The 24,722-nt window shown below is 44.5% G+C and carries 24 protein-coding genes; 7 read left to right on the forward strand and 17 right to left on the reverse strand.

Going from position 1 to position 24,722, the window contains the following annotated elements; all coding sequences use genetic code 11:
• The first annotated feature begins 31 nt into the window (after nucleotides 1-31).
• Nucleotides 32-2,056: a xylan alpha-(1->2)-glucuronosidase gene (gene aguA, locus MC24_RS01935; protein ID WP_038052060.1), complete on the forward strand. Its 2,025-nt coding sequence runs from the start codon at nucleotides 32-34 to the stop codon at nucleotides 2,054-2,056.
• On the opposite strand, the gene MC24_RS01940 is transcribed toward aguA, so the two are convergent.
• The 8 genes from MC24_RS01940 to MC24_RS01975 all read right to left on the reverse strand — a co-directional run bounded on the left by MC24_RS01940 (nucleotide 2,057) and on the right by MC24_RS01975 (nucleotide 8,444).
• Nucleotides 2,057-2,644 (reverse strand): hypothetical protein, encoded by a 588-nt coding sequence (locus tag MC24_RS01940; protein ID WP_038052062.1) that lies wholly within the window; start codon nucleotides 2,642-2,644, stop codon nucleotides 2,057-2,059.
• Complete coding sequence (locus MC24_RS01945) at nucleotides 2,644-3,735, reverse strand: lipase family alpha/beta hydrolase (protein ID WP_038052064.1); 1,092 nt, start codon at nucleotides 3,733-3,735, stop codon at nucleotides 2,644-2,646. The genes MC24_RS01940 and MC24_RS01945 overlap by 1 nt, the downstream gene beginning before the upstream one ends.
• Nucleotides 3,732-4,064, reverse strand: a complete 333-nt coding sequence (locus tag MC24_RS01950) for a hypothetical protein (RefSeq protein WP_008194164.1) — start codon at nucleotides 4,062-4,064, stop codon at nucleotides 3,732-3,734. Before MC24_RS01950 ends, MC24_RS01945 begins: the two co-directional genes overlap by 4 nt.
• Entirely contained in the window at nucleotides 4,061-6,070 is a 2,010-nt protein-coding gene (gene feoB / locus MC24_RS01955; protein WP_038052066.1) for a ferrous iron transport protein B, read from the reverse strand. The genes MC24_RS01950 and feoB overlap by 4 nt, the downstream gene beginning before the upstream one ends.
• Entirely contained in the window at nucleotides 6,039-6,503 is a 465-nt protein-coding gene (locus MC24_RS01960) for a FeoA family protein (protein ID WP_038052068.1), read from the reverse strand. Before MC24_RS01960 ends, feoB begins: the two co-directional genes overlap by 32 nt.
• 102 nt (nucleotides 6,504-6,605) lie before the next feature.
• The gene (locus MC24_RS01965) at nucleotides 6,606-7,643 is read right to left on the reverse strand and encodes a DUF362 domain-containing protein (RefSeq protein ID WP_327146157.1); all 1,038 of its coding nucleotides are present in this window, start codon (nucleotides 7,641-7,643) and stop codon (nucleotides 6,606-6,608) included.
• Nucleotides 7,622-7,840, reverse strand: a complete 219-nt coding sequence (locus MC24_RS01970) for a hypothetical protein (protein ID WP_038052070.1) — start codon at nucleotides 7,838-7,840, stop codon at nucleotides 7,622-7,624. Before MC24_RS01970 ends, MC24_RS01965 begins: the two co-directional genes overlap by 22 nt.
• A 55-nt stretch (nucleotides 7,841-7,895) precedes the next feature.
• Nucleotides 7,896-8,444, reverse strand: a complete 549-nt coding sequence (locus MC24_RS01975) for an outer membrane beta-barrel protein (protein WP_038052072.1) — start codon at nucleotides 8,442-8,444, stop codon at nucleotides 7,896-7,898.
• Nucleotides 8,445-8,528: 84 nt separating this feature from the next.
• Here MC24_RS01975 and MC24_RS01980 point away from each other — a divergent pair, with 84 nt between their 5' ends.
• Together MC24_RS01980 and MC24_RS01985 are read left to right on the forward strand one after the other, a co-directional pair.
• Nucleotides 8,529-10,268, forward strand: coding sequence for an ABC transporter ATP-binding protein (locus tag MC24_RS01980; protein WP_038052075.1), 1,740 nt, complete (start codon nucleotides 8,529-8,531; stop codon nucleotides 10,266-10,268).
• A gap of 12 nt (nucleotides 10,269-10,280) precedes the next feature.
• The gene (locus MC24_RS01985) at nucleotides 10,281-11,360 is read left to right on the forward strand and encodes a M24 family metallopeptidase (RefSeq protein WP_038052077.1); all 1,080 of its coding nucleotides are present in this window, start codon (nucleotides 10,281-10,283) and stop codon (nucleotides 11,358-11,360) included.
• Here the strand turns inward: MC24_RS01985 and folK are convergent.
• The 9 genes from folK to MC24_RS02030 all read right to left on the reverse strand — a co-directional run bounded on the left by folK (nucleotide 11,344) and on the right by MC24_RS02030 (nucleotide 19,425).
• Complete coding sequence (folK, locus tag MC24_RS01990; protein ID WP_038052079.1) at nucleotides 11,344-11,808, reverse strand: 2-amino-4-hydroxy-6-hydroxymethyldihydropteridine diphosphokinase; 465 nt, start codon at nucleotides 11,806-11,808, stop codon at nucleotides 11,344-11,346. The genes MC24_RS01985 and folK overlap by 17 nt on opposite strands.
• The gene (gene folP / locus MC24_RS01995; RefSeq protein WP_038052081.1) at nucleotides 11,793-12,629 is read right to left on the reverse strand and encodes a dihydropteroate synthase; all 837 of its coding nucleotides are present in this window, start codon (nucleotides 12,627-12,629) and stop codon (nucleotides 11,793-11,795) included. The genes folK and folP overlap by 16 nt, the downstream gene beginning before the upstream one ends.
• 3 nt (nucleotides 12,630-12,632) lie before the next feature.
• Nucleotides 12,633-13,412, reverse strand: a complete 780-nt coding sequence (gene folE2, locus MC24_RS02000; RefSeq protein WP_038052083.1) for a GTP cyclohydrolase FolE2 — start codon at nucleotides 13,410-13,412, stop codon at nucleotides 12,633-12,635.
• A complete protein-coding gene (gene queD / locus MC24_RS02005) occupies nucleotides 13,409-13,771 on the reverse strand; it encodes a 6-carboxytetrahydropterin synthase QueD (RefSeq protein ID WP_038052086.1) in 363 nt (120 codons plus the stop codon). The genes folE2 and queD overlap by 4 nt, the downstream gene beginning before the upstream one ends.
• Before the next feature lie 10 nt (nucleotides 13,772-13,781).
• Complete coding sequence (locus MC24_RS02010) at nucleotides 13,782-15,032, reverse strand: HD domain-containing protein (RefSeq protein WP_038052091.1); 1,251 nt, start codon at nucleotides 15,030-15,032, stop codon at nucleotides 13,782-13,784.
• A complete protein-coding gene (locus tag MC24_RS02015) occupies nucleotides 15,029-15,553 on the reverse strand; it encodes an NTPase (RefSeq protein WP_004082498.1) in 525 nt (174 codons plus the stop codon). The genes MC24_RS02010 and MC24_RS02015 overlap by 4 nt, the downstream gene beginning before the upstream one ends.
• Nucleotides 15,550-17,049: a hypothetical protein gene (locus MC24_RS02020; protein WP_038052093.1), complete on the reverse strand. Its 1,500-nt coding sequence runs from the start codon at nucleotides 17,047-17,049 to the stop codon at nucleotides 15,550-15,552. Before MC24_RS02020 ends, MC24_RS02015 begins: the two co-directional genes overlap by 4 nt.
• 45 nt (nucleotides 17,050-17,094) lie before the next feature.
• Nucleotides 17,095-18,168, reverse strand: a complete 1,074-nt coding sequence (locus tag MC24_RS02025; RefSeq protein WP_038052094.1) for a DUF362 domain-containing protein — start codon at nucleotides 18,166-18,168, stop codon at nucleotides 17,095-17,097.
• A gap of 87 nt (nucleotides 18,169-18,255) precedes the next feature.
• The gene (locus MC24_RS02030) at nucleotides 18,256-19,425 is read right to left on the reverse strand and encodes a prolyl oligopeptidase family serine peptidase (protein ID WP_156105012.1); all 1,170 of its coding nucleotides are present in this window, start codon (nucleotides 19,423-19,425) and stop codon (nucleotides 18,256-18,258) included.
• A 380-nt stretch (nucleotides 19,426-19,805) separates the two neighbouring features.
• Here MC24_RS02030 and MC24_RS02035 point away from each other — a divergent pair, with 380 nt between their 5' ends.
• The 4 genes from MC24_RS02035 (at nucleotide 19,806) to MC24_RS02050 (ending at nucleotide 24,721) form a co-directional block, all read left to right on the forward strand.
• Entirely contained in the window at nucleotides 19,806-20,951 is a 1,146-nt protein-coding gene (locus MC24_RS02035; protein ID WP_012310817.1) for an ROK family transcriptional regulator, read from the forward strand.
• 30 nt (nucleotides 20,952-20,981) lie between these two features.
• Nucleotides 20,982-22,796, forward strand: coding sequence for an ABC transporter substrate-binding protein (locus MC24_RS02040; protein ID WP_038052096.1), 1,815 nt, complete (start codon nucleotides 20,982-20,984; stop codon nucleotides 22,794-22,796).
• A 62-nt stretch (nucleotides 22,797-22,858) separates the two neighbouring features.
• The gene (locus MC24_RS02045) at nucleotides 22,859-23,875 is read left to right on the forward strand and encodes an ABC transporter permease (RefSeq protein ID WP_038052098.1); all 1,017 of its coding nucleotides are present in this window, start codon (nucleotides 22,859-22,861) and stop codon (nucleotides 23,873-23,875) included.
• 3 nt (nucleotides 23,876-23,878) lie between these two features.
• Nucleotides 23,879-24,721, forward strand: a complete 843-nt coding sequence (locus MC24_RS02050) for an ABC transporter permease (RefSeq protein ID WP_038052100.1) — start codon at nucleotides 23,879-23,881, stop codon at nucleotides 24,719-24,721.
• Nucleotide 24,722: the final 1 nt, after the last annotated feature.

The following is a 24,722-nucleotide window of genomic DNA, read 5'->3' on the forward strand; positions in this document are numbered from 1 at the left end:
GGGTTTCAAAACTTTCAAGGAGGGAGATGCTGTGGACTACAGGATGTGCTGGCTGGAGTACAGAGGTCTACCAGCTGACGTTGCCAAAAAACTCAAAGACTGGTTTTCAAGTGTTTCCATTCTGGAACCCGGTTCCTCAGTTTTGAAAGATGAGATCAGAAGGTTTTCTGAAAGATCGATTGGTATCACTCCCGGATTTTATTCCAGACCTCTGAAGAAAGAAAAATACATCATGGTGGGGTGTTTGGAATCCCTTCCCATCAAGTTCGATGAGAATCTTGGTGAGGAAGGTTTCATACTGAAAACGATCGAGTGGAACGGTTCGAAAGTCCTGATTGTAACTGGCGAGACGGAGAAGTCGCTTGTTTACGGGATTTTTGATTTGATGAAGAGAATAAGACTCGGCGAGGATATTGAAAAGATGAACGTCCTGGAGAAGCCGAAAGCGAAATTTCGTATGCTTAACCACTGGGACAATCTCGATGGAACGATCGAGAGAGGATACGCAGGGAGCTCCATTTTTTTCAAAGACAACAGAATTATCATAAATCAGAGGACGAAAGACTACGCCAGACTTTTAGCCTCAATAGGTATAAACGGTGTTGTTGTAAACAATGTGAACGTCAAAAAGCGAGAAGTTTATTTGATAGATTCTATCTATCTTGAAAAATTGAAGAAATTGGCCGATATCTTCAGAGAGTATGGAATTAAGATCTATCTAAGTATAAACTTCGCTTCTCCTGTTTATTTAGGGGGACTGGATACAGCCGATCCTCTCGACGAAAGAGTGGCTCGCTGGTGGAGAGAAAAAGCGAAGGAAATATACGATTATATTCCGGATTTTGGAGGATTTCTTGTCAAGGCCGATTCTGAGTTCAATCCTGGACCGTACATGTTTGGAAGAACGCACGCAGAAGGTGCAAACATGCTTGCAAGGGCATTGGCACCGTTCGGAGGAGTAGTAATATGGAGAGCTTTCGTTTACAACTGCCTTCAAGACTGGAGAGATTACAAGACGGACAGAGCAAAGGCGGCCTATGACAACTTCAAACCTCTTGACGGGCAGTTCGATGACAACGTGATCATTCAAATAAAGTATGGTCCTATGGATTTTCAGGTGAGAGAACCTGTCAACCCGCTTTTCGGGGGGATGGAGAAGACAAATCAAATCCTTGAGCTTCAAATCACGCAGGAATACACAGGTCAGCAGATTCATCTGTGCTTTTTAGGAACCCTCTGGAAGGAGATACTGGAATTCGACACGTTTGCTAAGGGTGAGGGTTCTTACGTGAAGAGAATCGTGGATGGAACTCTCTTTGATCGCAAAAACAATGGTTTTGCCGGAGTATCAAATGTTGGCGACAGTGTTAACTGGACGGGTCACGATCTTGCTCAGGCGAATCTCTATGCGTTCGGAAGACTCTCGTGGAATCCCGATGAAGAAATCGAAAGGGTAGTTGAAGAATGGATAAAACTCACTTTCGGTGATGATGAAAAGGTTCTGAAAAATGTTTCATACATGTTGATGAAATCCCACAGAACGTATGAGAAATACACCACTCCGTTCGGGCTTGGATGGATGGTAAATCCCGGTCACCACTACGGTCCAAATCCGGAGGGATACGAATATTCGAAATGGGGCACTTACCACAGAGCCAACTGGGAAGCGATCGGTGTCGATAGAACTTCCAAAGGCACTGGTTACACCCTTCAATACCATTCACCGTGGAAGGAGATATACGATGATATCAACACGTGTCCTGAGGATCTTCTTCTTTTCTTCCACAGGGTGCGATATGATCATCGTTTGAAATCCGGGAAAACACTTCTCCAGACGATGTACGATCTCCACTTTGAAGGAGTTGAGGAAGTAGAAGAATTCATAAAAAAATGGGAGGAACTGAAAGACAGGGTACCATCGGATATTTTTGAGAGAGTGAAAGAGCGTCTTCACATGCAACTCGAGCACGCGAAGGAGTGGTGTGATGTAATCAACACGTACTTTTACAGGAGAACAGGTATCCCTGATGAAAGGGGAAGAAAGATATATCCATGATCAGGTTGCTCCACCTTGTTGATGTATGATTTCCCATCCGAAATTGTCTATGTAGAAATCGAGTGTGGCAGGTTCCGAAGCACATACACCGAGTAGGTATTTTTCGATGTTGTCAAGATCAGGGACGGTCGTGGTACCTTCCACGGTCGTCCATTCATTTTTCTTCAAAAGAGCCGTGGCTATCGGTGTGAGTGAGGTGCTGTCGCTGGTTTCTTCATAGATGTTCATAGTGACAGTCGCCTGGTCTTCTCTGGTTTGAAGTATGTCGATATAAAACTTAACGATGTCTCCTTTGAAAGCTTTTCCTTCAAGGAGCTTCTTTAGATCGAACCACACGCTGATGAAACCGGTGACATCTGTTGAAGCAGGAGAAACGTAGAGAACAGTTCCGTGTTGATCGGCATCGGGTAAACTATTATCTACTACAGTAGTGATCGTTGATTCCGAAGATTCTTCCGGGTCAACAAACGTCATTAGTGTTTCCTCCGAAATCTCTCCGGTACCTGGTGGTGTTTGAAAACTCGTGGTCAACATACATCCAGCAAGGATAAGACTGAACAGAACAGTGGAAACCCAAAGAACTTTCATTACAATCCCCCCTTCTTTGAAATCACCTCGTTTTCCAGTACCCTAAAAAGAATATATGAGAGCCCCTCAAGGATTATGTCTTTCTTTTTGTAAAGATCTTCATGGTCGGCGTCGAAAACGAGCGCATTTCCTCCGTATGAGGCACTTTTGTACGGTACCATTCCATCCGTCTCTTCGAAATCATCTTTCATTGTGGAAATGCTACTTGCGAGAAGTTTCAAACCGATCAATCCCAGTGTGTCCCATGCAGATGTTGTCATGATGTTCAGAAGAATTCCTGGAATACTTTCTACACTGTTGAGGGAAACAGTTCCGACAAGATTCACAAAGGGAATTGTTGAGAAATCCAGTGGTTTTCTCTTCCAGAGAAGGTATTTGTAACCCGGGGCGTACGTTGCACTGAACCCCGCATAGGATATTAGAAGAGCTGCCCTGAGATTTTCTGCAGTCTTTTTGTCTATGAGGAACTCTTCTTCATATCGATCCGGATCAGTGAACAGAACGTTGGCAAGCGGACTTCCTAAATGAGGTGTTCCCGCAAAGATTATCCCTTTCACGTTTTCAGGGTGCTTGGCAGCGATATGTTCCGCTATTATTCCTCCCATGCTGTGTGCAAAGATGATGATGTTTTCCATGTTTTTTGTGAAATCGATGAATCTTTCGGCTGACTTTTCCGGATCTGCAAGAAGAGTTGGGTAGATGAACAGGTAGACGTTTATTCTCAGTCTTTCTCCTATTTCCTCGAACACCTTCTCAATCTCTTTCTTGTACTCGGTCATCTCACCCGTGTATTCCCTTGGATCCATTCCGTGTATCACTACGAGATTGAGAGAAGAACCTTCTTTGTATATTTCGACGAGTTTTTCCTCTGGTTTTTGCCATTTTATCACCTTTCCAATGACCGTGGCGTTGGTTTCGAGAAGGGGAGGGTTGTATGGATCGACGGTTCCGTCGTACACCATCCTGAATATACACCAGTCTCCAGCGTAGTACTCCACCACATCGTAGAGTGTGGGTGTGGATTCCAGAATGATGTTGAAGCCAAACATTGATACACCAAGAAGAACGATCGCAACCAGAAAGAACCTCATTCTGATCTCATCCTTTTCTTGAATATCATGAAAAGTGCCACCAATCCCGTTAGAAAGAGGGTGTAATGTCCCGCTGACAAGGTGATTCTTTCTTCTTCAAGAATGGGTCTCAAAAACCCTGTCAGGTACTCAAGAAAACTCATTCCAGCGAAGAACAAAACGATGATACTTCCAACGAACAGGTGCGCATGGTACTTTTCTTTAGAGATCTCGAATTGTCCAGCAAGAAAAACAAGCGAGACGACTCCCAGGAAGATGCCGAACAGAAGATCGATCTTCATGTAAAGGATACCAGAAATCAGGGTTAATATGAACATCAAAACGTTCATATGAGCATCACCACCAGTTTTCCGGTATAAAGTATGATCAGGGACAATACGTACGCAACTGCAAAGGAGTACCCTATTGAGAAAAGGGTCCACTTCAAACTTCCCGTTTCAGAATATATGGTTGCGATAGTTGCGAAACACGGTATGTACGCCATGACGAAGATGAGAAACGCTATGGCTGACACAGGGTCCATTTCCGCAGACAGAGCTTCCTTTGCACCCAAGAATGTTTCTTCCTCGAATCCATAGAGCATCGACATAGTCGAGACGACCACTTCCTTCGCTACAGCCCCGTAGAAGAGCGATGTCACTATCTTCCAGGAGTATCCGAAGGGCTTGAAGATCCACTCCAAGGATTTTCCTATCATCGCGGAGAAGCTGTTCTCAATGTCTCCGCCTGATGGGAAATAACTCAAAACCCAGATAAGAATGGCAGAAACGAATATGATCGTTCCGGCTTTTTTCAGAAAGTGCTTTCCCCTGTTCCAGGTGTAGATGTACAGATTCTTGAATGTGGGCATTCTGTACCTCGGCAGTTCCAGAATGAGTGGTGAAGTCCTTCCCCTGTAGAACAGCCAGTTTATGACAACCGATGAAAGGAGGGTTATCAGAATACTGAGAGAGTAGATCATAAAGAGCATAGCAGCAGAGGACTCAGGGAAGAAAATTCTCAGAATGAGAAGGTACACTGGAAGTCTTGCGCTACAACTGATAAAGGGAGTGATGAGAACGGTCACGAGCCTTTCTCTCGGATCATCTATGGCACGGGTGGCCATGATAGAAGGCACATTACATCCGAACCCGAGTATGAGGGACATGAACGCTCTACCGCTCAGCTTGAATTTTTCCATGATTCTGTCCATCACGAATGCGGCTCTGGGAAGATACCCGCTCTCTTCCAGAAAACCGAGCGCAAGGAACATAGCAAAGATGTTCGGTGTGAACACCAGAACGCTCCCCACTCCGCCGATGATCCCATCGGATATCAACGATGTGAAAGCGTTCTCTCCGAAAGTGCTGACAACAGCGGATCCCAACTGGGAAAAGAGCAGATCCAGCAAGTCCGAAAAGACCTGCGCGATGTCGAAGGTGAATTTGAAGACGAGATACATGAGGGCAAAGAACAGCGGAAACGAAAGAAACTTGTGGGTCAGAACATGATCTATGGCTTCGGATAGAGAAAGAGATTTCGACCCTGCGTTTGCAAAGGCTTCCTTCACAACGCTTTCAACGTATTCTCTCTTTCTTTTCGCTATGAGAAGGCGATAGCCGATCCTTTCTTCTTCGCTCAGTTCTGGAAGTCCCAGCTTCACACCCTCTGAGTAAAATTCCGGATCCCCTGAGAGGTATTTCAAAGCGAAATACCTCAGGTTGATTCTCACCTTTTTATCTCCGAGGAATCTTTCCACTTTTTTTATCTCAGATTCTACTTTTTCTCCGTAGTTCAGAATCATTTTGTGAAGAATCGTGTTTTTCTGTGCGTACTCAACGATCTTTTCCTTGAGTTCTTTCAGACCCTCTCCAGTAACGGAAGAAGTGAAAACCACCGGGATTCCCAGATGTTTCTGAAGTTCATAACGATCGATTTTTATTCCTATCTTTTTTGCTTCGTCTATGGCTGTCATGGCGAGGATCACTTTTTTCTCCATTTCAAGTATTTCAAGAAGTAGATACAGACTCTGCTCTGGATTGACTGAGTCTGCAACGAGTATCACAAGATCGGCGTCACCTTTCAGTAGATAGTCACGGGCTATCTTCTCATCTATTGAGGAGTATCCAAGCGAGTAGGTTCCAGGGAGGTCTATCAGATTGATGGTGTATCCTTTGTATGTGAAGATACCTTCTTTTTTCTCGACTGTCACACCGGGCCAGTTGGCGACGTATTGCTTTGTGCCGGTCAGAGCATTGAAAAGGCTTGTCTTTCCAACGTTTGGACATCCCGCGAGAGCAACTTTCACGGTTTTTTGAGAAGTTTCACTTCTGCGAGTGGGACTTTTCACCGGCATCACTAACCCTCCTCACCCATATCTTGGCTGCTTCACCGTATCCCAAATCTATTTCTCTTCCTTCTATGTAGTATCTCCCTCCCGAAATCTGGATTTTCTTGCCTGGATCGATTCCAAGATTCTTCATTCTGAGGAGAAATCTCCTGCCAACGTCTAATCTGGTTATCTCATAAGTTCCATCATCTGCGAGGATCAGAGGTAATTCCTCATCTACAACTTCCACTTCTATGAAATCTGCTTCTTTTTTTCTCAATGTGATGTTCCTATTCCCAATCTTGCAAACGAGAGGATCTCCCAGGGGAGCGACTTGAACGATTTCTATTTCTTCACCTGGAATGAATCCTATTCCTACGAGTTTTTCGTGTAGTTCCCCAGGAACTTCAAGTCTTTTTATTCTTGCGCGAACTCCTGGTACGAGTTTTGAAAGTTTCACAGCCTTGCCCCCCTTTTTGAGAATGATTCTCAAAAAAAACCACAGATTAATTTTATCACCATCACGTGAATGGTTTCAATATATACTTTTTCTATATAGCATCTATATGAGTCTTCTGACGAGTCTTATAGCGTCCTGAGGACAGACCTCATGACAGACGTAGCATCTTATGCATTTCTGGTAGTTGATTCTCTGGGAGGAGATATCTATGGCCGAGGCGGGGCATCGCTCCTCACAGAGCCGGCACTTCACACACTTTCTGGTGTCGATCTTTGGATACTTCACGAAGAATCTTGAGAAGGTTCTAGAGAGCCTATCAAGAGTCGAGACGGTGGAAGGAAGTTCTATGGAGGCGTGGAATGTTCCTATGGTTTCATAATTGGGGACTATTCTCTTCTCTCTCGCTTGTTGAACTGTGTAAACAACGTGATCTATTCCTAAAGCTTTGCAAATAGCGTCGTCGAGAGCGAAAGCGTTTTTCGAAGCAGCCACAAGGCCAAAGTGTTTCTTTCTTCCGTTTGTGGGGCCGTTTCCTTCCATGCCTTCCACACCGTCGAGGATCGTGAGAACTGGAGATACGATTCGGTGAATGTCTATCAGCAGATTCGCAAAATCGTCGTAATTCTTTGCTCTCATATGCCAAGAAGATTTTTCAAGTCCCACCACACATCCGAAGGTGTTTTTTACTCCGAGTGTCATAACCATTTGAGAGTGGGTCTTTAACTTTGGAAGATTAACCACCTTGTCTGCTTCGAGAACTTTCCTGGAGATTTTTATCTTTTGAAACACCTCTCCATTGACTTCCACCGGATCGTCTAAAGGAACACATGGGACGCCCAGATTTTCACAAACATCCTCAACACCTGTGACTTTCACCACTCTTTTGAAACTGCTAAAAGCTGGACTGTCCGCCACAAATGGTTTTGTACCGAGATCAAGCAGAAATTCGAGAACAGTTTTCAAAATAATAGGATGAGTTGTAACTGCTTCTTCGGGCTTTCGAGCGGATATGAGGTTGGGTTTGACAAGAACCTTATCGGATGGTGAAAACAGGTAGGAAAAGTGCTGGTCAAGGAGTTCTCTGAGCCTTGCGCTGACTTCTTCATAACTGGAGATGTTCAGGAACCAGACCTTTTCCAGATGATATCCCTCCCGTCTTTTATGGTCTCAATGTCAGATGGGATGTTAAGCTTTTCTTCTTTAAGTATTTCAATTATGAGATCTTTTGGAAGAGCCGTTTCGATCCATATTTCAGAGATATCGACGGTTTTTAACTCACGGACCGCTATCTTCTGAAGTGCTTTTTCTATTCCTTTCACGTATTTTTCCTTGTCCATCTACATCACCCCAAAATAAAAGGGGGCAGATGCCCCCGTTTCTCTCTGAACTTCGTCAGAAATTGATTTCAAAGTTTCCTCCTACGGGGACTGCGATCACGTTGTTTTTCTCGTAGATTCTCATTTCAACACCGGCACCGAGTCCAACTACAAGTCCTTCGAAGTCTCTTGTGTAGCTGGCACCGATACCAAAGACCCAACCGAATCTACCAAAATCGAACTTGTTCATAGGCCAGCTGGGACCTCCGAAACCTCTTATGACAACTCTGGATTCTCTGTCGAGTTCAATGGAATACTTGAAAACAGCAAATAGATCGAGTGCGCTCTGGCTTGGAGTCGCATCAACAGAGAAAAGAGGAGTAGCGTCAGTACCGAGGAGATATGCAAAACCAAGTCCAAGACCCAGCTCCATATTCTCTGCTACTGGATACGTGAGATCGATACCAAAATCCAAGTAATTAGCGGCCGTGGCATCAGAAGTTGTAGATGTCGCAGAAATGACAAAATTATAATTTCCAAAGACACTAACCTTCAATTCTTCCAACGAGAAAGCGAACACTCCCACTGCTACTACCGCGAGAAGAATCACAAGAAACTTTTTCATGAAAACTCCCTCCTTATAATGAAATTTTCCATGTTCAATTATAACACACAGAAGTGGTAAAATATCAAGACAGAGGTGGTGATTTTGAGCCCAGAAAGGTTTCTGCTAAGGTACGCTAAAAAATACTGGTATCTTTTTCTTGTAGGAACTGTGTTCTCTCTGATTCTCACGGTGCTGGAAGTCCTTCCACCCCGTTTGATGAAAACGGCGATAGATAAGTTCCTTATTGGGAACACCGTTTCTTCGGTTGAACGATTGAAAGGGATTGTGTTAACAGCTTTCTTTATTCTGGGAATTAATACCCTTTCCTTTCTGGTGGGGTTTGCGAATTCTTATGTAACAGGTTACGCAGGCTCAAAGATAGTTCTTCTGATGAGAAAAGATGTGTTTTCCCATGTTATTTCTCTTCCGTATTCTTTTTTCACAGGAATACCTTCCGGAGTGGTTACCACCAGGATCGTTAACGACACACAGAATATCCAGGAGTTCTTCTCTTCCGTTGTGACCAGCGTGATTATGGATGTTCTCCTTTTGGGAGCGGTTGTTGTTTCTCTCATCCAGCTCAGCCGAGAACTTTTTGGCCACGTTTATTACCTCTTACCCCTCATCGTCATTTCGATCCTCCTGTTCAGATACTTCGACAGGAGGGCTTATCGTAAGGTCAGAACCAACCTTGCCCGTCTCAATGCCTTTCTGGCGGAACACATAGCGGGTATCGGCGTGATAAAAATTTTGAATCTGGAAAAACACAAAGAAAAGGAATTTTCCACAGTAGCCACAGAGTATTACAGGTCACTGATGGAACAACTCTACGTCTTCGGTGTCTTTCGTCCTCTCATGGATTTTCTTTACTTTCTTGGAGTGAGTCTTGTTCTGTGGTACGGTGCCAGATATATCGCGGATAAAACCCTTGGCTTCGGTTCTCTATACGCTTTTGTGTCTTACCTTGATATGTTCTTCAGACCTCTCAGAGATCTCTCCGAAAAGTACGATATAATCCAGAATTCCATGGCTTCCTCCGAGAAAATTTTGAACCTCTTGAAAGAAAAGCCAGAGGTCACGGGAAATTCAGATGGACCGGATAAGATATCAAAAGGTTATGTTCGTTTTGAGAACGTATGGTTTTCTTACGATGGGAAAAACTGGGTGTTGAAAGACATAAATCTGGATTTTCAACCGGGAAAACTGTACGCAATAGTGGGAGAAACAGGTGGTGGTAAATCCACTCTCATGAGCTTGATAAATGGTCTTTACATACCGCAGAAGGGAAGCATATTCATTGATGAGATTCCGCTTCTGGAATACAATTTAAAGCTTGTGAGAAAACAAATAGCGGCTGTCCCGCAAGATGTACTGCTGTTTAGTGGAACGATTCTCGATAACATCAGGCTTTTCGATGAAAACATACCGGAAGAACGGGTTCTTGAAGCCCTGAAAAAAGTCCATGCTCTGGATATAATAGAGAGGTTACCTGGAGGTGTTTATTACGAAATAGTTGAAAGAGGAACTACTCTCTCAGCGGGTGAGAGACAACTCATAGCGCTCGCGAGGGCTGTTTTGTTTGATGCGAAGATTTTCATTCTCGATGAGGCAACAAGCAACGTAGATGTTATAACAGAGACAAAGATTCAGGAGGCCTTAGAGGAGCTTTCAAAGGATAGAACTGTGATAATGATCGCACACAGACTCTCTACTGTGAAAGACGTCGATGAGATAGTGGTAGTCCACAATGGTAGGATTGTAGAGAAAGGCAATCACTATGAACTGTTAGAGAAGAGAGGATTTTACTACAACCTTTACAAGATACAGTTCGAAAATGCGTAGGGAGGGAAAACAATGGACAGATCAGAAAGATTGATTCAACTCATCTCCGAAAAAGAAGCAGACGCTTTTCTGATAATGAACATAGAAAACTCCGCCAAGGCATCTTCGGTTTATTTTTCCGGGTTCACCGGATCTTTTTCCATCATTCTCATCTCCGAAAACACGAGGCTTCTCATAACCGATTCCAGATACACAGTTCAGGCCAAGCAGGAAACGGATTTCGAGGTGAGGGAAGTAAAAGGTGGAGATTTCATTGATGTTCTCAAAAAAGCGGTGGATGATCTGAGAATAAGAACGATAGCCCTGGAAGAAGAAAGGATTTCTCTTTCACTTTTTCGGAGAATCTCGAGCGCCTTTGGAGATAGAAAGTTTGTAGGAATAGATGACGAAGTCAAACAAATGAGAATGGTGAAAGACGAAGGAGAAATAGAGAAGATAAAACGAGCGATAGATATCTCTGAAAGAGCCTTCCTCGAAACAATTCAACAGATAAAAGCAGGAATGACAGAGAAAGAGATCGCCGCACTTCTCGAGTACACGATGAGAAAAGAAGGAGCGGAGGGTGTGGCTTTCGACACCATAGTGGCCTCAGGATATAGGTCCGCACTTCCACACGGCAAAGCCTCGGACAAGGTAATTGAGAGAGGAGACGTGATTGTAATAGATTTTGGAGCTATATATGAGAATTACTGTGCCGATATTACCCGTGTTGTTTCCATAGGAGAACCCTCCGATGAAGTGAAGGAAGTTCACAGTATAGTTCTCAAAGCACAGGAAAGGGCTCTCAAAGTGGCAAAGGCAGGAGTGACGGGAAAGCTACTCGATTCGGCTGCCAGGGATTTTATACGGGAGAAAGGTTACGGTGAGTTCTTCGGGCACAGTTTGGGACATGGAATAGGCCTCGAAGTACATGAAGGACCGGCCATAAGCTTCAGAAACGATTCTCCACTTCCAGAAAACGCTGTTTTCACCGTGGAACCCGGAATTTATCTGGAGGGAAAGTTCGGTATAAGGATAGAAGAAGATGTGGTCTTGAGAGAGCAGGGCTGTGAAATACTCACCACATTGCCGAGGTCTATCTTCGTTGTCTGAGATCTTCCAGTAGTTCCCTTACTGTCTTTCCAAACACAGGATGGATTAAATCTGGGGCTATCTCACACAATGGTTCTAAAACGAACATTCTGTTGTGCGCGTCGGGATGGGGTATTGTGAGATCTTCCTCGTTAAGAACAAGTTCTTCATAGAATACGATATCAAGATCGATGATTCTGGGTCCCCACCGTATCGTTCTCACCCTTCCCATGCTTTTCTCTATCTGAAGGAGTGTGTTCAGTAGTTCGCGAGGAGAAAGAGAGGTTCGTGCAATGCAGACCGCGTTCAGGAACTTCGGTTGATCTTCGTAGCCGTAGGGATCTGTTTCGATTATGGTGGATACTTTTTCCACCTTTATCTCTCTTTTGTTCATCTCCTCAAGGGCTTTCTCTATGTTTTTCTGTCGGTCACCAAGGTTGCTTCCAAGCGCTATTACAACCTTTGCCAGAGTATCGCCTCCATCATTCTTATCACTCTCTTGTTAGGGAGAACGTCGTGTACTCGAATTATATCTACTCCTTTCAGTGTGCAGTACGCAGTGACCGCAAGAGTACCTTCGAGCCGTTCTTCAGGAGGCACGTTTCCCAAGGTGATTCCTATGAAAGATTTTCTTGAAGCACCTACGAGGATGGGAAGTTTGAACTCTTTGAACTCGTCGATTCTTCGAAGAATTTCGAGGTTGTCTTCGTATCTTTTCCCAAATCCGATACCAGGGTCCAGAATGATCTGGCTCACACCTTTTTCTTTTAAATGCTCTATTTTTTCTGAGAAGTACTCTTTTATCTCCTTCACCACATCCTCATAATGAGGATTTTCCTGCATTGTCTTTGGTGTCCCCTTTATGTGCATGAGAACGTAAGGGGCGTTGTTTTCAGAAACTACCCTGACGATATCTGGTTCGAATTGATAGCCGCTGATATCGTTTACGATGTCTGCCCCGGCTTCGAGAGCTTTCAAAGCTACCCTCCACCTGTACGTATCTACGGAAATTGGAACATCGGTTATCGATCTGATCGCTTTTATCACGGGAATCACTCTGTTCAATTCTTCTTCCTCATCGATGGGATCCGACCCAGGACGGGTGGACATTCCCCCTACGTCTATTATGTCAGCACCATCTTCTATCATCTTCTTTGCGGTTTCCACCGCTTCGAGCACGCTCTGTTTTCTGGAACCGGAGAAGAAAGAGTCTGGTGTGACGTTTATTATTCCCATAAGCATTGTCTTTCCGAATTCGATCTTTCTGTTCCACGGAGTTGTGTAAACCACGTTTCATCCCTCCAGAACGAAATCTCCTTTTTCTACACAAGCGAACGCGTTGTGGTTGTGTATGCTTTCCATACTTTCCACGTAGACTCTGTACCAGGTGATCCTTGGCTCTTTCTCCAGTTCCAGTGCCACGTCTCTTGCCACATCCTCCACGAACCTGGGATTCTCATAAGCCTTTTCCGTGACGAACTTTTCGTCCGGCCTCTTCAGCAGGGTGTAAAGGGGAGAACTTGCGTTTCTCTCCGCTATTTCTACCAGATCTTCGAACCAGATGAACTTTTTGGTTTTCACCGTTATTTCAACGAAAGCCCTCTGGTTGTGAGCACCGTAATCGCTGATCTCTTTTGAACACGGGCAGAGTGTGTGGACAGGTGTTCTGACCCCGATTTTGAATGAAAAATTCTTCTCCTTTTCTGCTTCAACGAAGCAGTCCACTTTCAACGGCGATTTTTTTCTGGAAACAGGAGACTCTTTCCATATGAAGTAGGGGAAGCGGATCTCCAAGTGTGCCCTCTTTGCTTCCATAATTTCTATGAGATCATCCAGGATCTCTTCGAAGATTTGAGGAGTTATCACTTCCAGTTTGTTTAGAACTTCTATGAATCTGCTCATGTGTATTCCCCTTTTCTCACGGTGAAGATCCACTGAACAGCTTATCTGAGCAACGGTGGACTGGTATCCATCTTCCTTGAGAATCACCTTGAGAGGCCAATGCAGATCCTTTATTCCCACCTTTTTTAGAGGGACCATCCTTGGGTCTTTTTCGTTCTGAACATCCTTCAAACTTTCTCACCCCTGTACACAACACCGCTCGTTTCTGTCTCCCACAGTTCTATCTCGTGGAGTCTGACACCGCGTTTTTCCACCTCTTTCGAGAGCTGATCCCATATCCATATCGCTATTCTTTCCGTGGTGGGCTGATCGAACATGTCATTGAGATACGAGTGATCGAGTTTAGAAACAACCAGCTCTTCGACGATTTTTTTCAGCTCGGCAAAATCCATAACCATCTCTTCTTCGTTCAGAGGACCTTCTATCTTAACAACGAGTCTGTAGGTGTGACCGTGGAGTCTCTCACACTTTCCAAGGTACCTGGTCAGGTTATGTGCGGCCTCGAAAGAAAATTTCTTCACCAAGATCATGCTCTCACCTCTAAAGAACGTAATCTCCGAATTTTTCGACTACTCTATCCACAAACGTTCTGATCTCTTTTCTAATCTCTCTTCCCACCTCTATACTGCTGAGATCGAAGTCTTTCAGGGATGATTCAAGTAACTCGAAGGCTTCTTGGGATAATTTCTTTTTCTTCACTTCCTCGTGCACCATGCTCAGGGCTTTTTCCACGGTGTTCGCAGGTCTGTAAGGCCTTTCCTCTAAAAGTGCGCTGAACACGTCGGCAACCTGGATTATTTTATCTTCAAGGGTCATTTCTTCCCCTTTCAGTCTAAAAGGATAGCCATAACCGTCGAGCCTCTCATGGTGCCTTACCGCGGGTAAAAACCAGTTTTCATCTTTGTAGGGGAGAAGGATGAGATAGGAGAAATAGACGTGCTTTTTCATAATAGCGTATTCTTCATCACTGAGTTTTGCTGGTTTTTCGAGAATTTTGTAACTCACGCTGATTTTACCAATGTCGTGGTACAGACCAGCGATGAAGAGATCCTCACTGTTTCTGCCGGCTTTTTCTGCCATTTTTTCTGAGAAGACTGCGACTCTCCAGGTGTGGCTGGTAGTGAATTCACTTTTGGTATCGACGATGAACGACACGACTTTTCCAGCTTGAATCAAGTCTTTTTTACCACAGTCTGGACAGTTTCTTATGTAATCTTGTAGCAGATCTGTAGCACTGGACCCCTCAAGAATGTTCTCAAGCTGCCACTGGACGAATTCCGTGGTCAAGACCTCTTTGCAAGCTTCAAATATCTCCGGGAAGAAAAAGCTTTTCATATCTTCGAGAGCGATAATAATGTCTCTGGGTGAAGCATCCAAATTTACCATTGTGTATCTTGAAACCTGGTCCGAGATGAAGACGATGTTGGAGATCAGATTCTCTTCTGTTTTGTCCAGGTACGAGGCGGGGAAATGATGTTTCAAAACGATGGGGGATATGGGCTTCAGTTTCTCGACGTAATCGGTGATGAAACTCCCAAGGATGCTGTGAAGATGGAGGGGTTTGCCCGGGGTGTCCCGCACGATAACGAAAGTGTCGTCTATTTCATCCAGCAGCGTTTTCCCTTCGTATGGCAGAATCAGTCCCAGATCGTGGATCAATCCAGATAAGAATGAAACGTTGGGATCAAGATTCATTTTTTCTGCGATCTGAGCGGAAAGAAAAGCGACCTGAAATGAGTGTCTTCCCAGTGAAGGGATCGTTTCCAGTAAATTGATAAACATCTGTATCATTGTTTTTCACCTCGATTGAATTTTAAAACAGACAGAATTTCGTTCAACAGAGAGTTACGATTTTTCTCGTTCAGCTCAAAGATGACGACATCATTTCTGTTTTTGATCTTTTCTACGAATGGATCGCTCGATTTTTTGATTGTGGCTATCACATCTTTCTCGCTGTCGAAGATTTTTTCGACTACTTCCCGGAATTTCCTGGATAGGAGTTCCATCTTCCCTATCTCGTCTACGATGATCAGATCTTTCTCCTGAAAGGCTCTTTCGAGCGATCTTACACCGATTTCTTCCAGGTCTTTTAGATTCACGTAGTATTTACCCACTCTGTATGGAGAAGGGAGATCTGTTCTTGCTAGTATTCCTTCCTCACCATCTAAGGTGATGATCTTGAAACCGATTCTTTTTTCGCCCTCTCTCATCTCTTCAGTGTAAAAGCCCCCTGCGTTCTGCAGGAGGCGTGATAGTTTCTTGATTAAAGTGGTTTTCCCAACACCTGGCCTTCCGGTGATAAGGATTTTCATTTTAACTCAACGCTGTTCAAAATCCTTTCAAACAGGCTTTCCAGTCTCTTGAAGTCATCTTCTGGAGCGTAGAAGCTCATGTAGAGGTACTGTCCATCTTTCTCCGGAAATTGAACGACCCAGTAAATGAAGTTCTGTCCCGTCTGGTAATCCGGCATGGATGTTTCTATGAAGTTAACCTCGTAATTCGGGGTTTTGTAAACCTCACCGTTGAGTGGTTCTGTCTCGTAATGTGCTTCTGCGAAGATCAGATTTGCAATGTCCAATATGAAGTAATGCACTCCTTCAGAAAGCTGGTAATAGGTGTAAGCGGGAACGTTCAATTTGAAGGTTTCTGTTTCGATGGTTTTCATCTCTGGTTCCTGAACCAGTTTAAAAGAACTTTCATCGAGTTTCTTTCCGTCCGCGTAAACCACTACTTTCCACTCGCCGAACGCATCTTCTCCGAATCTGTCGGTTGCCATCCAGCCCCACACGCTGTCGTAATAATCGTAACCTGTTTCTATCGTTGTGGCAACGATGTAATAGACGTTTTCTCTAAGATTTCCATCTGGATCGTACCATTCCCATTTGAATATATGGGAGTTTTCGAATGGCTTTGTCGCGCTCCACATGACGATTCGTTTGTCAAAAGGTGTGAACGCAGTGTCTGTAGCGAAAGGCGCGTTTTCGTAGACACTTCTGCAAAGAAGGGATTCTGTGACGAAAACTTCTTCTGCTGCGGAACTTTCGAATTTTCCAGAAACGTTTTCAAAGGTCACAGTGGTTCCTTCCAGTGAGTGAAACGGATCTTCCAAGTTGGAGAACAGCAGTTGCAGTTTCCCTTCTACGAACTTTCCGTTGAAGGCACCATCCCAGAACCAAGACGGTCCCACGCTGCCGGTCGAGTCTGATTTTTTCCACCATCCAAAAATACCGTTTTCGATCACTATTCCTTCCAAGGTTTTCTCTCCAAAAGATCCTTCGAAGTGATTGCCGTTCTGGTACATCTCAAGCGTTCCATCCTGCGAGCTCCATCTGCTGAATCTGAATCGATCGTTCAAGTCGATGCTTGAGAGAATCTTCTCCAGAGTTTTTAAATCCTCGTCTGCGGGTTCTCCAACTACAAAACTCCAGAAAGCGAGATCTCTCATTCCGAGTGTAAAGGTCTGAACATTGAAAGAAAGGTCGTTTCCCTCAAACTTGTAGTATCTTCCCTTGAATCCTTTCCACTCTGTCTCACCCTGATCGACGAGAGAGGCATCTTGGGATAGTCCATAAACGAGTGCTACTTCGACACCTGTGTCGTAGATGAAGAACACACCAACTCCCTGATTGAGCGTCTGGCCATCACCCATTCCCTTGAAAACTCCGGTCGAATTGAAAGCCAGTGGAGGTGTTTCCTGCCAGTCCGACGGTTGCTGCCAGCTGATGGGACCGAAGGATCGTGAAACCCATTCCTGGGGCATTCCAAGGACCGCTAAAAGAACCAAACTGATCAAAGCAAGTTTTCTCACAATAAGACCTCCTCATAAAGTTTGCCACCTCTATTAAACCACTTTTCACTTCAAATCACAAGCCACCTTCACGAGTTCGTATTCTCTTGTTCCAAGACCGATCTCTTCAGCGTATTCGAGCTGTGTCTTCCAGGTTACATCTGGGTGAACCTCAAGGAACGGATCTTTGCCCGTTTTTTGAAGGACAAGATCGATACAGGCCTGGTCCAGGGCGACCGGATCTGTACTGACCGCGATTCCTATATCGGGAGCCACGGGAGGTTTGTTCATGTTCCAGCAGTCGCAGTCTGGAGAGATGTTCATGATGAACGAAATGAAGACCGCTTTCTTGTCTTTGAGAACCGCTTTTGCGTATTCAGCCATCTTTTTACTCAAAGAGTCAGTCGAGCTGTCCCATTTTGGAGACATGGCACCGTAGGAACACATGGCGATACACTGTCCACAGCCGATACATTTCTCGTAGTTGATCTTTGCCACTTTTGTGACGGTGATTGCTCCAACCGGGCAGAACTTCGCGCATGTTCCACAGGCGACACACTTTTCTTCAACCACGTACGGTTTGGATTCGGAATGTTGTTCCATCTTTCCAGCTCTGGATGCACTTCCCATTCCGACGTTTTTTATCGTTCCACCAAAACCTGTTGCTTCGTGCCCTTTGAAATGTGTTACAGCGACTATCGCATCTGCCAGGGCTATCGCTGCACCTATCTTCGCTTCTTTTACGTAGTTTCCATCTATTTTCACCTTTATCTCATCTGAACCCCTGAGACCATCCGCGATGATCACAGGAGCCCCCGTCACCTCGTAGGTGAAACCGTTCAGGTAGGCATTTATCAGATGATCCACAGCGTTCGATCTGTGGCCGGTGTAGAGCGTGTTCGCGTCGGTGAGGAAAGGTTTTCCACCCAGTTTCTTGATCTGGTCCACAATGATTTTCACGTACTGGGGTCTTATGAATGCGAGGTTTCCGTATTCACCGAAATGGAGTTTTACAGCCACGAACTTGTCTTTTTCGATGATCTTTTCCAGTTCCACTTTCTTCAAAAGAAGTTCTAACTTTTGAAGCATGTTCATGTTTGGGTTGGTCGTCATGTCTGTGAAATAAACCTTTGCTGGCATGTGAATCCCTCCTTTTTTGAGAATTAAAAAGAGAGCCCAGCAGGGCTCTCTTGAGGTATATGATTTTTCACTTAAATTCTACCACAACTATCTACTTTGTTCAAACAGCCACTCTACGACTTCCTGACTTTCGTAGGCAGGTATCCACGATCCGTGTGGATCCCACCCGTGTTTCTCCATGAAACCTTTTTCGTACTCGGTGTATCTGACTTTTCCTCCAATCTCTGCGAGCTTTTTCACAAGAACACGCGAATTCTCCACTGGGACAACAGGATCGTCTTCTGCGTGGAAAACCCAGATGGGTATGTCCTTTATTCTCTCGACTTTGCTGACGTCTCCTCCACCGCATATCGGTATTGCAGCTGCGAAGAGTTCCGGAAAGTTCATGATGGCACTCCAGGTGCCGTAACCTCCCATCGAAAGCCCGGTGATGTAGATTCGATTCTCGTCTATGTTGTATTCGTCAAGAAGTTTCCTAATGATCTTTATCACCGCAAGGAGGGGTTTTTCTGGATTGAAAGGATTTTTCCTGTCAGTGAAGAGTGTGGACCAGCTGCTGTTTGGTGGACACTGCGGTGCGAGAACAAAACACGGATGAACCACCTGGTATCTCGGCTGGGCCCAGACAACCGCTCCACGATTCCCAGCGACCTGTAAATAATTGTCCGTTCCCCTCTCTCCCGCTCCGTGTAGGAAGACAACCAGCGGGTATTTTCTGTCAGGATTCACATCTTTTGGAACAAACAACCTGTAAGGTATCTCAACACCTGTTTCTGGGTCTTTGAAAGTGAATGCGAGGAAATCATCGATGATGAGATGTTTCTCATCCGTTTGTTTCGACGTAAAAGGTTCCACTTCGTTCCCGTCTACGTCAAAAATGGGAACAAGCTGTGAAACGATGTAGTCCAGTTTCACGCGGGTGTTGAGAAAATTAGGCCCGAAAACAATGGTGTTTGAGTGTAAATCTTCGGTGGAGAGTTCCAGAACAACATACTTTCCGCGGTTGTTGAAAATGCTAAAAGAGAGATCTCCGCTGTTGTTTGCGTAGACTTTTGTAATCGTTCTTGAAGAGTAGGTATCGCTAGTTTTCACTTTCACCGAGAACCGATCCGGTGAGAGTTTCTGACCATCGATCTCAACGGGATATTCGATGACGACCGCACAGGCTTTTTCACCTTCCGGAAAGACTTTTGTAATAAGAGTTACACCGTTCACAGTAACATCCTCCTGCGCAAAGAGTATAGAAAGAATTCCCATGAAAATAAAAAACAGCGCTCCTCTTCTCGTGATTACACCCCCTTTGATGCAGAATTCACTTCGAGTATGTTGTAATTTTAACATAAAAAATAACGGCAACCGATCATTACATGGAGTCAATAACTTATGGTTTCGACGGATTTTTTGTTACACACATTCTTCTCACTTTGAGAATGTATTGAACTCTTTAGAAAGAGCATCGGGAGTAAAATCAGTTGTAACTCAAAGAAAATATTAGAATTTGAACTATAATTTGAAATAATTCCCATTATTCACTCATAATCATGAAAAAATGAGTATTACTTGTGTTTGTACTTTTTGATTCATATCGTTATAATTTCTTTCTGAGGAAGATAGATAAAAAGCAGGAGGAATATGAAGTGCATAAAAAGCTGAATCCAAAATCCATGAAAACGGAAAACAAAAAGATGGTTCTGAGATATCTGATAGAGAGTGGACCGCACAGCAGGGTGGAAATCGCCAGAAAAACAGGACTCGCTCAGAGCGCAATATGGAGGATCATTGAAGAACTGGTGAATGAGGGATTGGTAGAAGAAAAGGGAACAGCGACTGGTCGTCGCAGAAAAGCCGTAACTTACGGTCCAACAAGATCTTTCATCACATCAATCATATACAACGTGGAGGTACTTGAGACGCTGGTTGCAGTTGGTTTTCTGGATGGTGCATGGAGAATAATTGAGAGGTTCTCTACTCCGAAAGATTTTGGTGAATTCAAACAAAGAGTCACTTCTTCCTATGAAAACATTCTCAAAAGCCATGTTCTGAACAAAAACATATCGAAAGTGGTGTTTTCTCTTCCAGGTATTGTGAACACGGAAAGTAAGTTTTTGATCCACGCACCGAACCTTGGATGGAGAGATATTGATTTTCAGAAGGAGTTTGGGAATCTAGATTTGGAAGTTCTGGTAGAAAACGATTCCAACCTTTCGCTGTTGGCTGAAGAATTCTTTTCTCAGGATGTAAAGGAAAGTGATGTTGCTTTCTTTCTCTATTTCGGTGAAGGAATCGGTGGAGCGATTTCGGTGAACGGCAAAATCGTCAGGGGAGAAAATTTCGCTGCTGGGGAAATAGGTCATGTTGTCCTCGATGTAGAAAGCGGAAAAGAAGTGGAGGAGTTTCTCTCTATATCAAAACTCATAGAAAAGATAGAGAAATTTGTAGAACTTCAGGGAGAAACGCTGGATGAGAAGTTTCGACACATCAAAAGGTTATGGTTTTCAGGGGAAAAGAACGTGAAAGAAACAATGGAAGAATTCCTACAATATGTAGCAGTCGTTTTAAAGAACATCATCTACTTTCTGAATCCTGGTGTGATAGTACTCGGCGGTGTTGTCAACGATCTCTGGGATACATTTGGTTCTTTTATAAAAAGAGAACTTGAAAAGATAATAGACAGAGAAATTGCCGATGTTCTCATAAGAGATACCATTTTCAAGGAAATTTCACCGTCCCTTGTTGGAGGAAATGTTCTGGCGATAGAAGAGTTTCTGAGACAAATAACTTAACCTTTATCCATATACAAAGGAGGTGTGGGTATGAGAAAGTCACTTGTACTGTTACTGGCTCTTTTGGTTCTTTCCAGTTTGATGGCACAGGTGTCCCTGCCACGTGAAGACACAGTCTACATCGGAGGAGCCCTCTGGGGTCCTGCAACCACCTGGAACCTCTATGCACCGCAGTCCACGTGGGGTACTGATCAGTTCATGTACCTTCCGGCGTTCCAGTACGACCTTGGAAGAGACGCTTGGATTCCTGTCATCGCAGAAAGATACGAATTCGTGGACGACAAAACTCTGAGGATCTACATCAGACCTGAAGCAAGATGGAGTGATGGGGTACCGATCACAGCAGAAGATTTCGTCTATGCTCTTGAGCTCACCAAAGAACTTGGAATAGGACCTGGTGGCGGATGGGACACTTACATTGAGTACGTAAAAGCCGTTGACACCAAAGTAGTCGAGTTCAAAGCAAAAGAGGAAAACCTCAACTACTTCCAGTTCCTTTCCTACTCACTTGGGACACAGCCAATGCCCAAGCACGTCTATGAAAGAGTCAGAGCACAGATGAACATAAAAGACTGGGTTAACGACAAGCCTGAAGAACAGGTTGTTTCTGGTCCTTACAAGCTTTACTACTACGACCCGAACATCGTTGTGTACCAGAGAGTTGACAACTGGTGGGGTAAGGACATCTTTGGACTCCCAAGACCCAAGTATCTGGCTCACGTCATTTACAAGGACAACCCAAGTGCCAGTCTCGCGTTCGAAAGAGGAGACATCGATTGGAACGGACTCTTCATTCCGAGTGTCTGGGAACTTTGGGAAAAGAAAGGTATTCCAGTTGGAACGTGGTACAAAAAGGAACCCTACTTCATTCCCGACGGTGTGGGATTCGTGTACGTAAACAACACTAAACCAGGTCTGAATGATCCTGCTGTGAGAAAAGCGATCGCTTACGCCATTCCGTACAATGAAATGCTCAAAAAGGCTTACTTCGGTTATGGAAGTCAGGCTCACCCGTCCATGGTGATCGATCTCTTCGAACCGTACAAACAGTACATCGATTACGACCTCGCAAAGAAAACCTTTGGAACTGAGGATGGAAGAATCCCGTTCGATCTCGGTATAGCAAACAAGATCTTGGACGAGGCAGGGTACAAAAAAGGCCCGGATGGTGTGAGAGTGGGACCGGATGGCACAAAACTTGGCCCGTACACGATTTCTGTTCCGTACGGCTGGACCGACTGGATGATGATGTGCGAAATGATCGCAAAGAACCTGAGGAGTATAGGTATCGATGTGAAAACAGAGTTCCCCGATTTCTCTGTATGGGCAGACAGGATGACGAAGGGAACGTTCGATCTCATCATATCCTGGAGTGTTGGTCCAAGTTTCGATCATCCGTTCAACATTTACAGATTCGTTCTTGATAAGAGACTTTCCAAACCTGTTGGTGAAGTCACATGGGCTGGAGACTGGGAAAGGTACGACAGCGATGAAGTAGTCGAACTCCTCGATAAAGCAGTTTCTACACTCGATCCTGAGGTGAGGAAACAGGCGTATTTCAGAATCCAGCAGATCATCTACAGAGACATGCCAAGCATACCAGCGTTCTACTCGGCTCACTGGTACGAGTACTCTACGAAGTACTGGATTAACTGGCCAAACGAGGACAACCCAGCCTGGTTTAGACCTTCTCCATGGCACGCGGACACCTGGCCAACTCTCTTCATTATCTCCAAGAAGAGCAATCCACAACCTATTCCATCCTGGCTTGGAACGGTCGATGAAGGAGGTATCGAAATACCCACTGCGAAGATCTTCGAAGACCTTCATAAGGCAGCCATGTGATTTTTCCCTGGCCCCTCTTCGGGGCCGGGTTCCATAAAAACAGAGTGGGGAGTGAGAATTGAATGGGAACAAAATCGATGTTCAAGTACCTTTCGAGACGTTTCATCTTCCTGCTTGTTACCTATATAGTGGCAACAACTATTGTGTTCATACTTCCAAGAGCAATTCCAGGAAATCCTTTATCTCAAATCCTCTCAGGGCTTTCCAGAGTCGCTCAGGCCAATCCAGAAGCCATAAGAGCCGCGGAAAGAACTTTGATGGAAGAATTCGGTCTCGGAAAACCCTGGTACGTTCAGTATTTCGAGTTCATCACCAAAGCACTTCGAGGAGATCTTGGAACATCCATTACCTTCTACCCGAGGAAAGTTATTGACCTGATCATTCCAGTTATTCCCTGGACACTGGCGCTTCTTCTTCCAGCAACGATAGTTGCGTGGATCTTGGGTAACAGTCTTGGTGCTTTGGCGGCTTACAGAAGAAACACATGGATAGACAAAGGAGTGCTCACTACATCTCTTATTGTCTCCCAGATTCCGTACTACTGGCTTGGAATGATTTTCATCTTTTTTTTCGGAGTGAAGCTCGGTTGGCTTCCTGTTCAGGGGGCTTATTCTCAGGGAACGATACCGAATCTCAGCTGGTCATTCTTCATTGATGTTTTAAAACACTACATAATGCCCTTTGCGTCTATTGTTGTTTCTGCCATGGGTGGATGGGCAATAGGAATGAGACTCATGGTGATATATGAACTTGGAAGCGATTACGCGATGTTTTCTGAATATCTTGGTATGAAAGACAAGAGGATTTTTAAATACGTTTTCAGGAACTCCCTCCTTCCACAGATTACAGGACTTGCCCTAAGCCTAGGAGGAGTTCTGGGAGGGGCTTTGATCACTGAGATTGTATTCAATTACCCTGGAACGGGATATCTGCTTTTCAGGGCTTTGACCACACTTGATTATCCTCTGATACAGGGAATTTTTGTAATTCTTATTGCCTCTATCTACCTTGCCAACTTCATTGTGGATTTCCTTTACGCTCTGATAGATCCAAGAATAAGATTAGGACAGGAGGCATGAGATATGTTTCGAACGATGATAAGGCCACTTTTCAAAAACAAAAAGTTTATAATAGGTTTTTCGATTTTTCTTTTCTTTCTTTTCCTGGGAATTTTTGGACCTATGTTCTATAAAGTGGATCCCACGGAGATGACCTGGGATTACGAGCAACCTCCTTCCAGCGCGCATCCCTTCGGAACGGACACGTACGGTAGAGACGTTCTTGCACAGCTTTTTCATGGAATTCGTTCTTCACTTTACATCGGTTTTCTGGCCGCCATCATTTCACTTGTAATAGGTACGATCATAGGTAGTTTCTCCGCTGTGAAAAGAGGTATTGTAGATGATGTGCTGATGGCTATAACTAACATCGTTCTCACCACTCCTTCAATACTCATAGCAATTCTTATTGCAAGTTATTTGAAAGTACGAAGCATTGAAATGGTCGCTGTCATTTTGGGTCTTTTCCAGTGGCCTTGGTTTGCAAGGGCTATAAGGGCTCAATTGATGAGTGTGATGTCGAGAGAGTATGTTTACCTCTCCATAATGGCGGGTTATTCTGATTTCAGGCTTGTGATAGAGGACCTCATACCCACCATAGCAACATACGCTTTCATGTCCTTTGTTCTGTTCATAAACGGAGGAATAATGGGAGAAGCTGGGTTGAGCTTGATCGGTCTTGGTCCCACCCAGGGAATTTCTCTTGGAATCATGCTTCAGTGGGCGGTTCTCATGGAGGCAGTGCGGAGGGGACTCTGGTGGTGGTTTGTGCCACCAGGACTTGCCATTGTAGCCGTCACTGCTTCTTTGCTCGTGATCAGTACAGCAATGGATGAAGTTTTCAACCCGCGTTTGAGGGAGGAATGAA

Origin of the sequence: Thermotoga sp. Mc24 (assembly GCF_000784835.1) — a bacterium.
Lineage (GTDB): Bacteria > Thermotogota > Thermotogae > Thermotogales > Thermotogaceae > Thermotoga.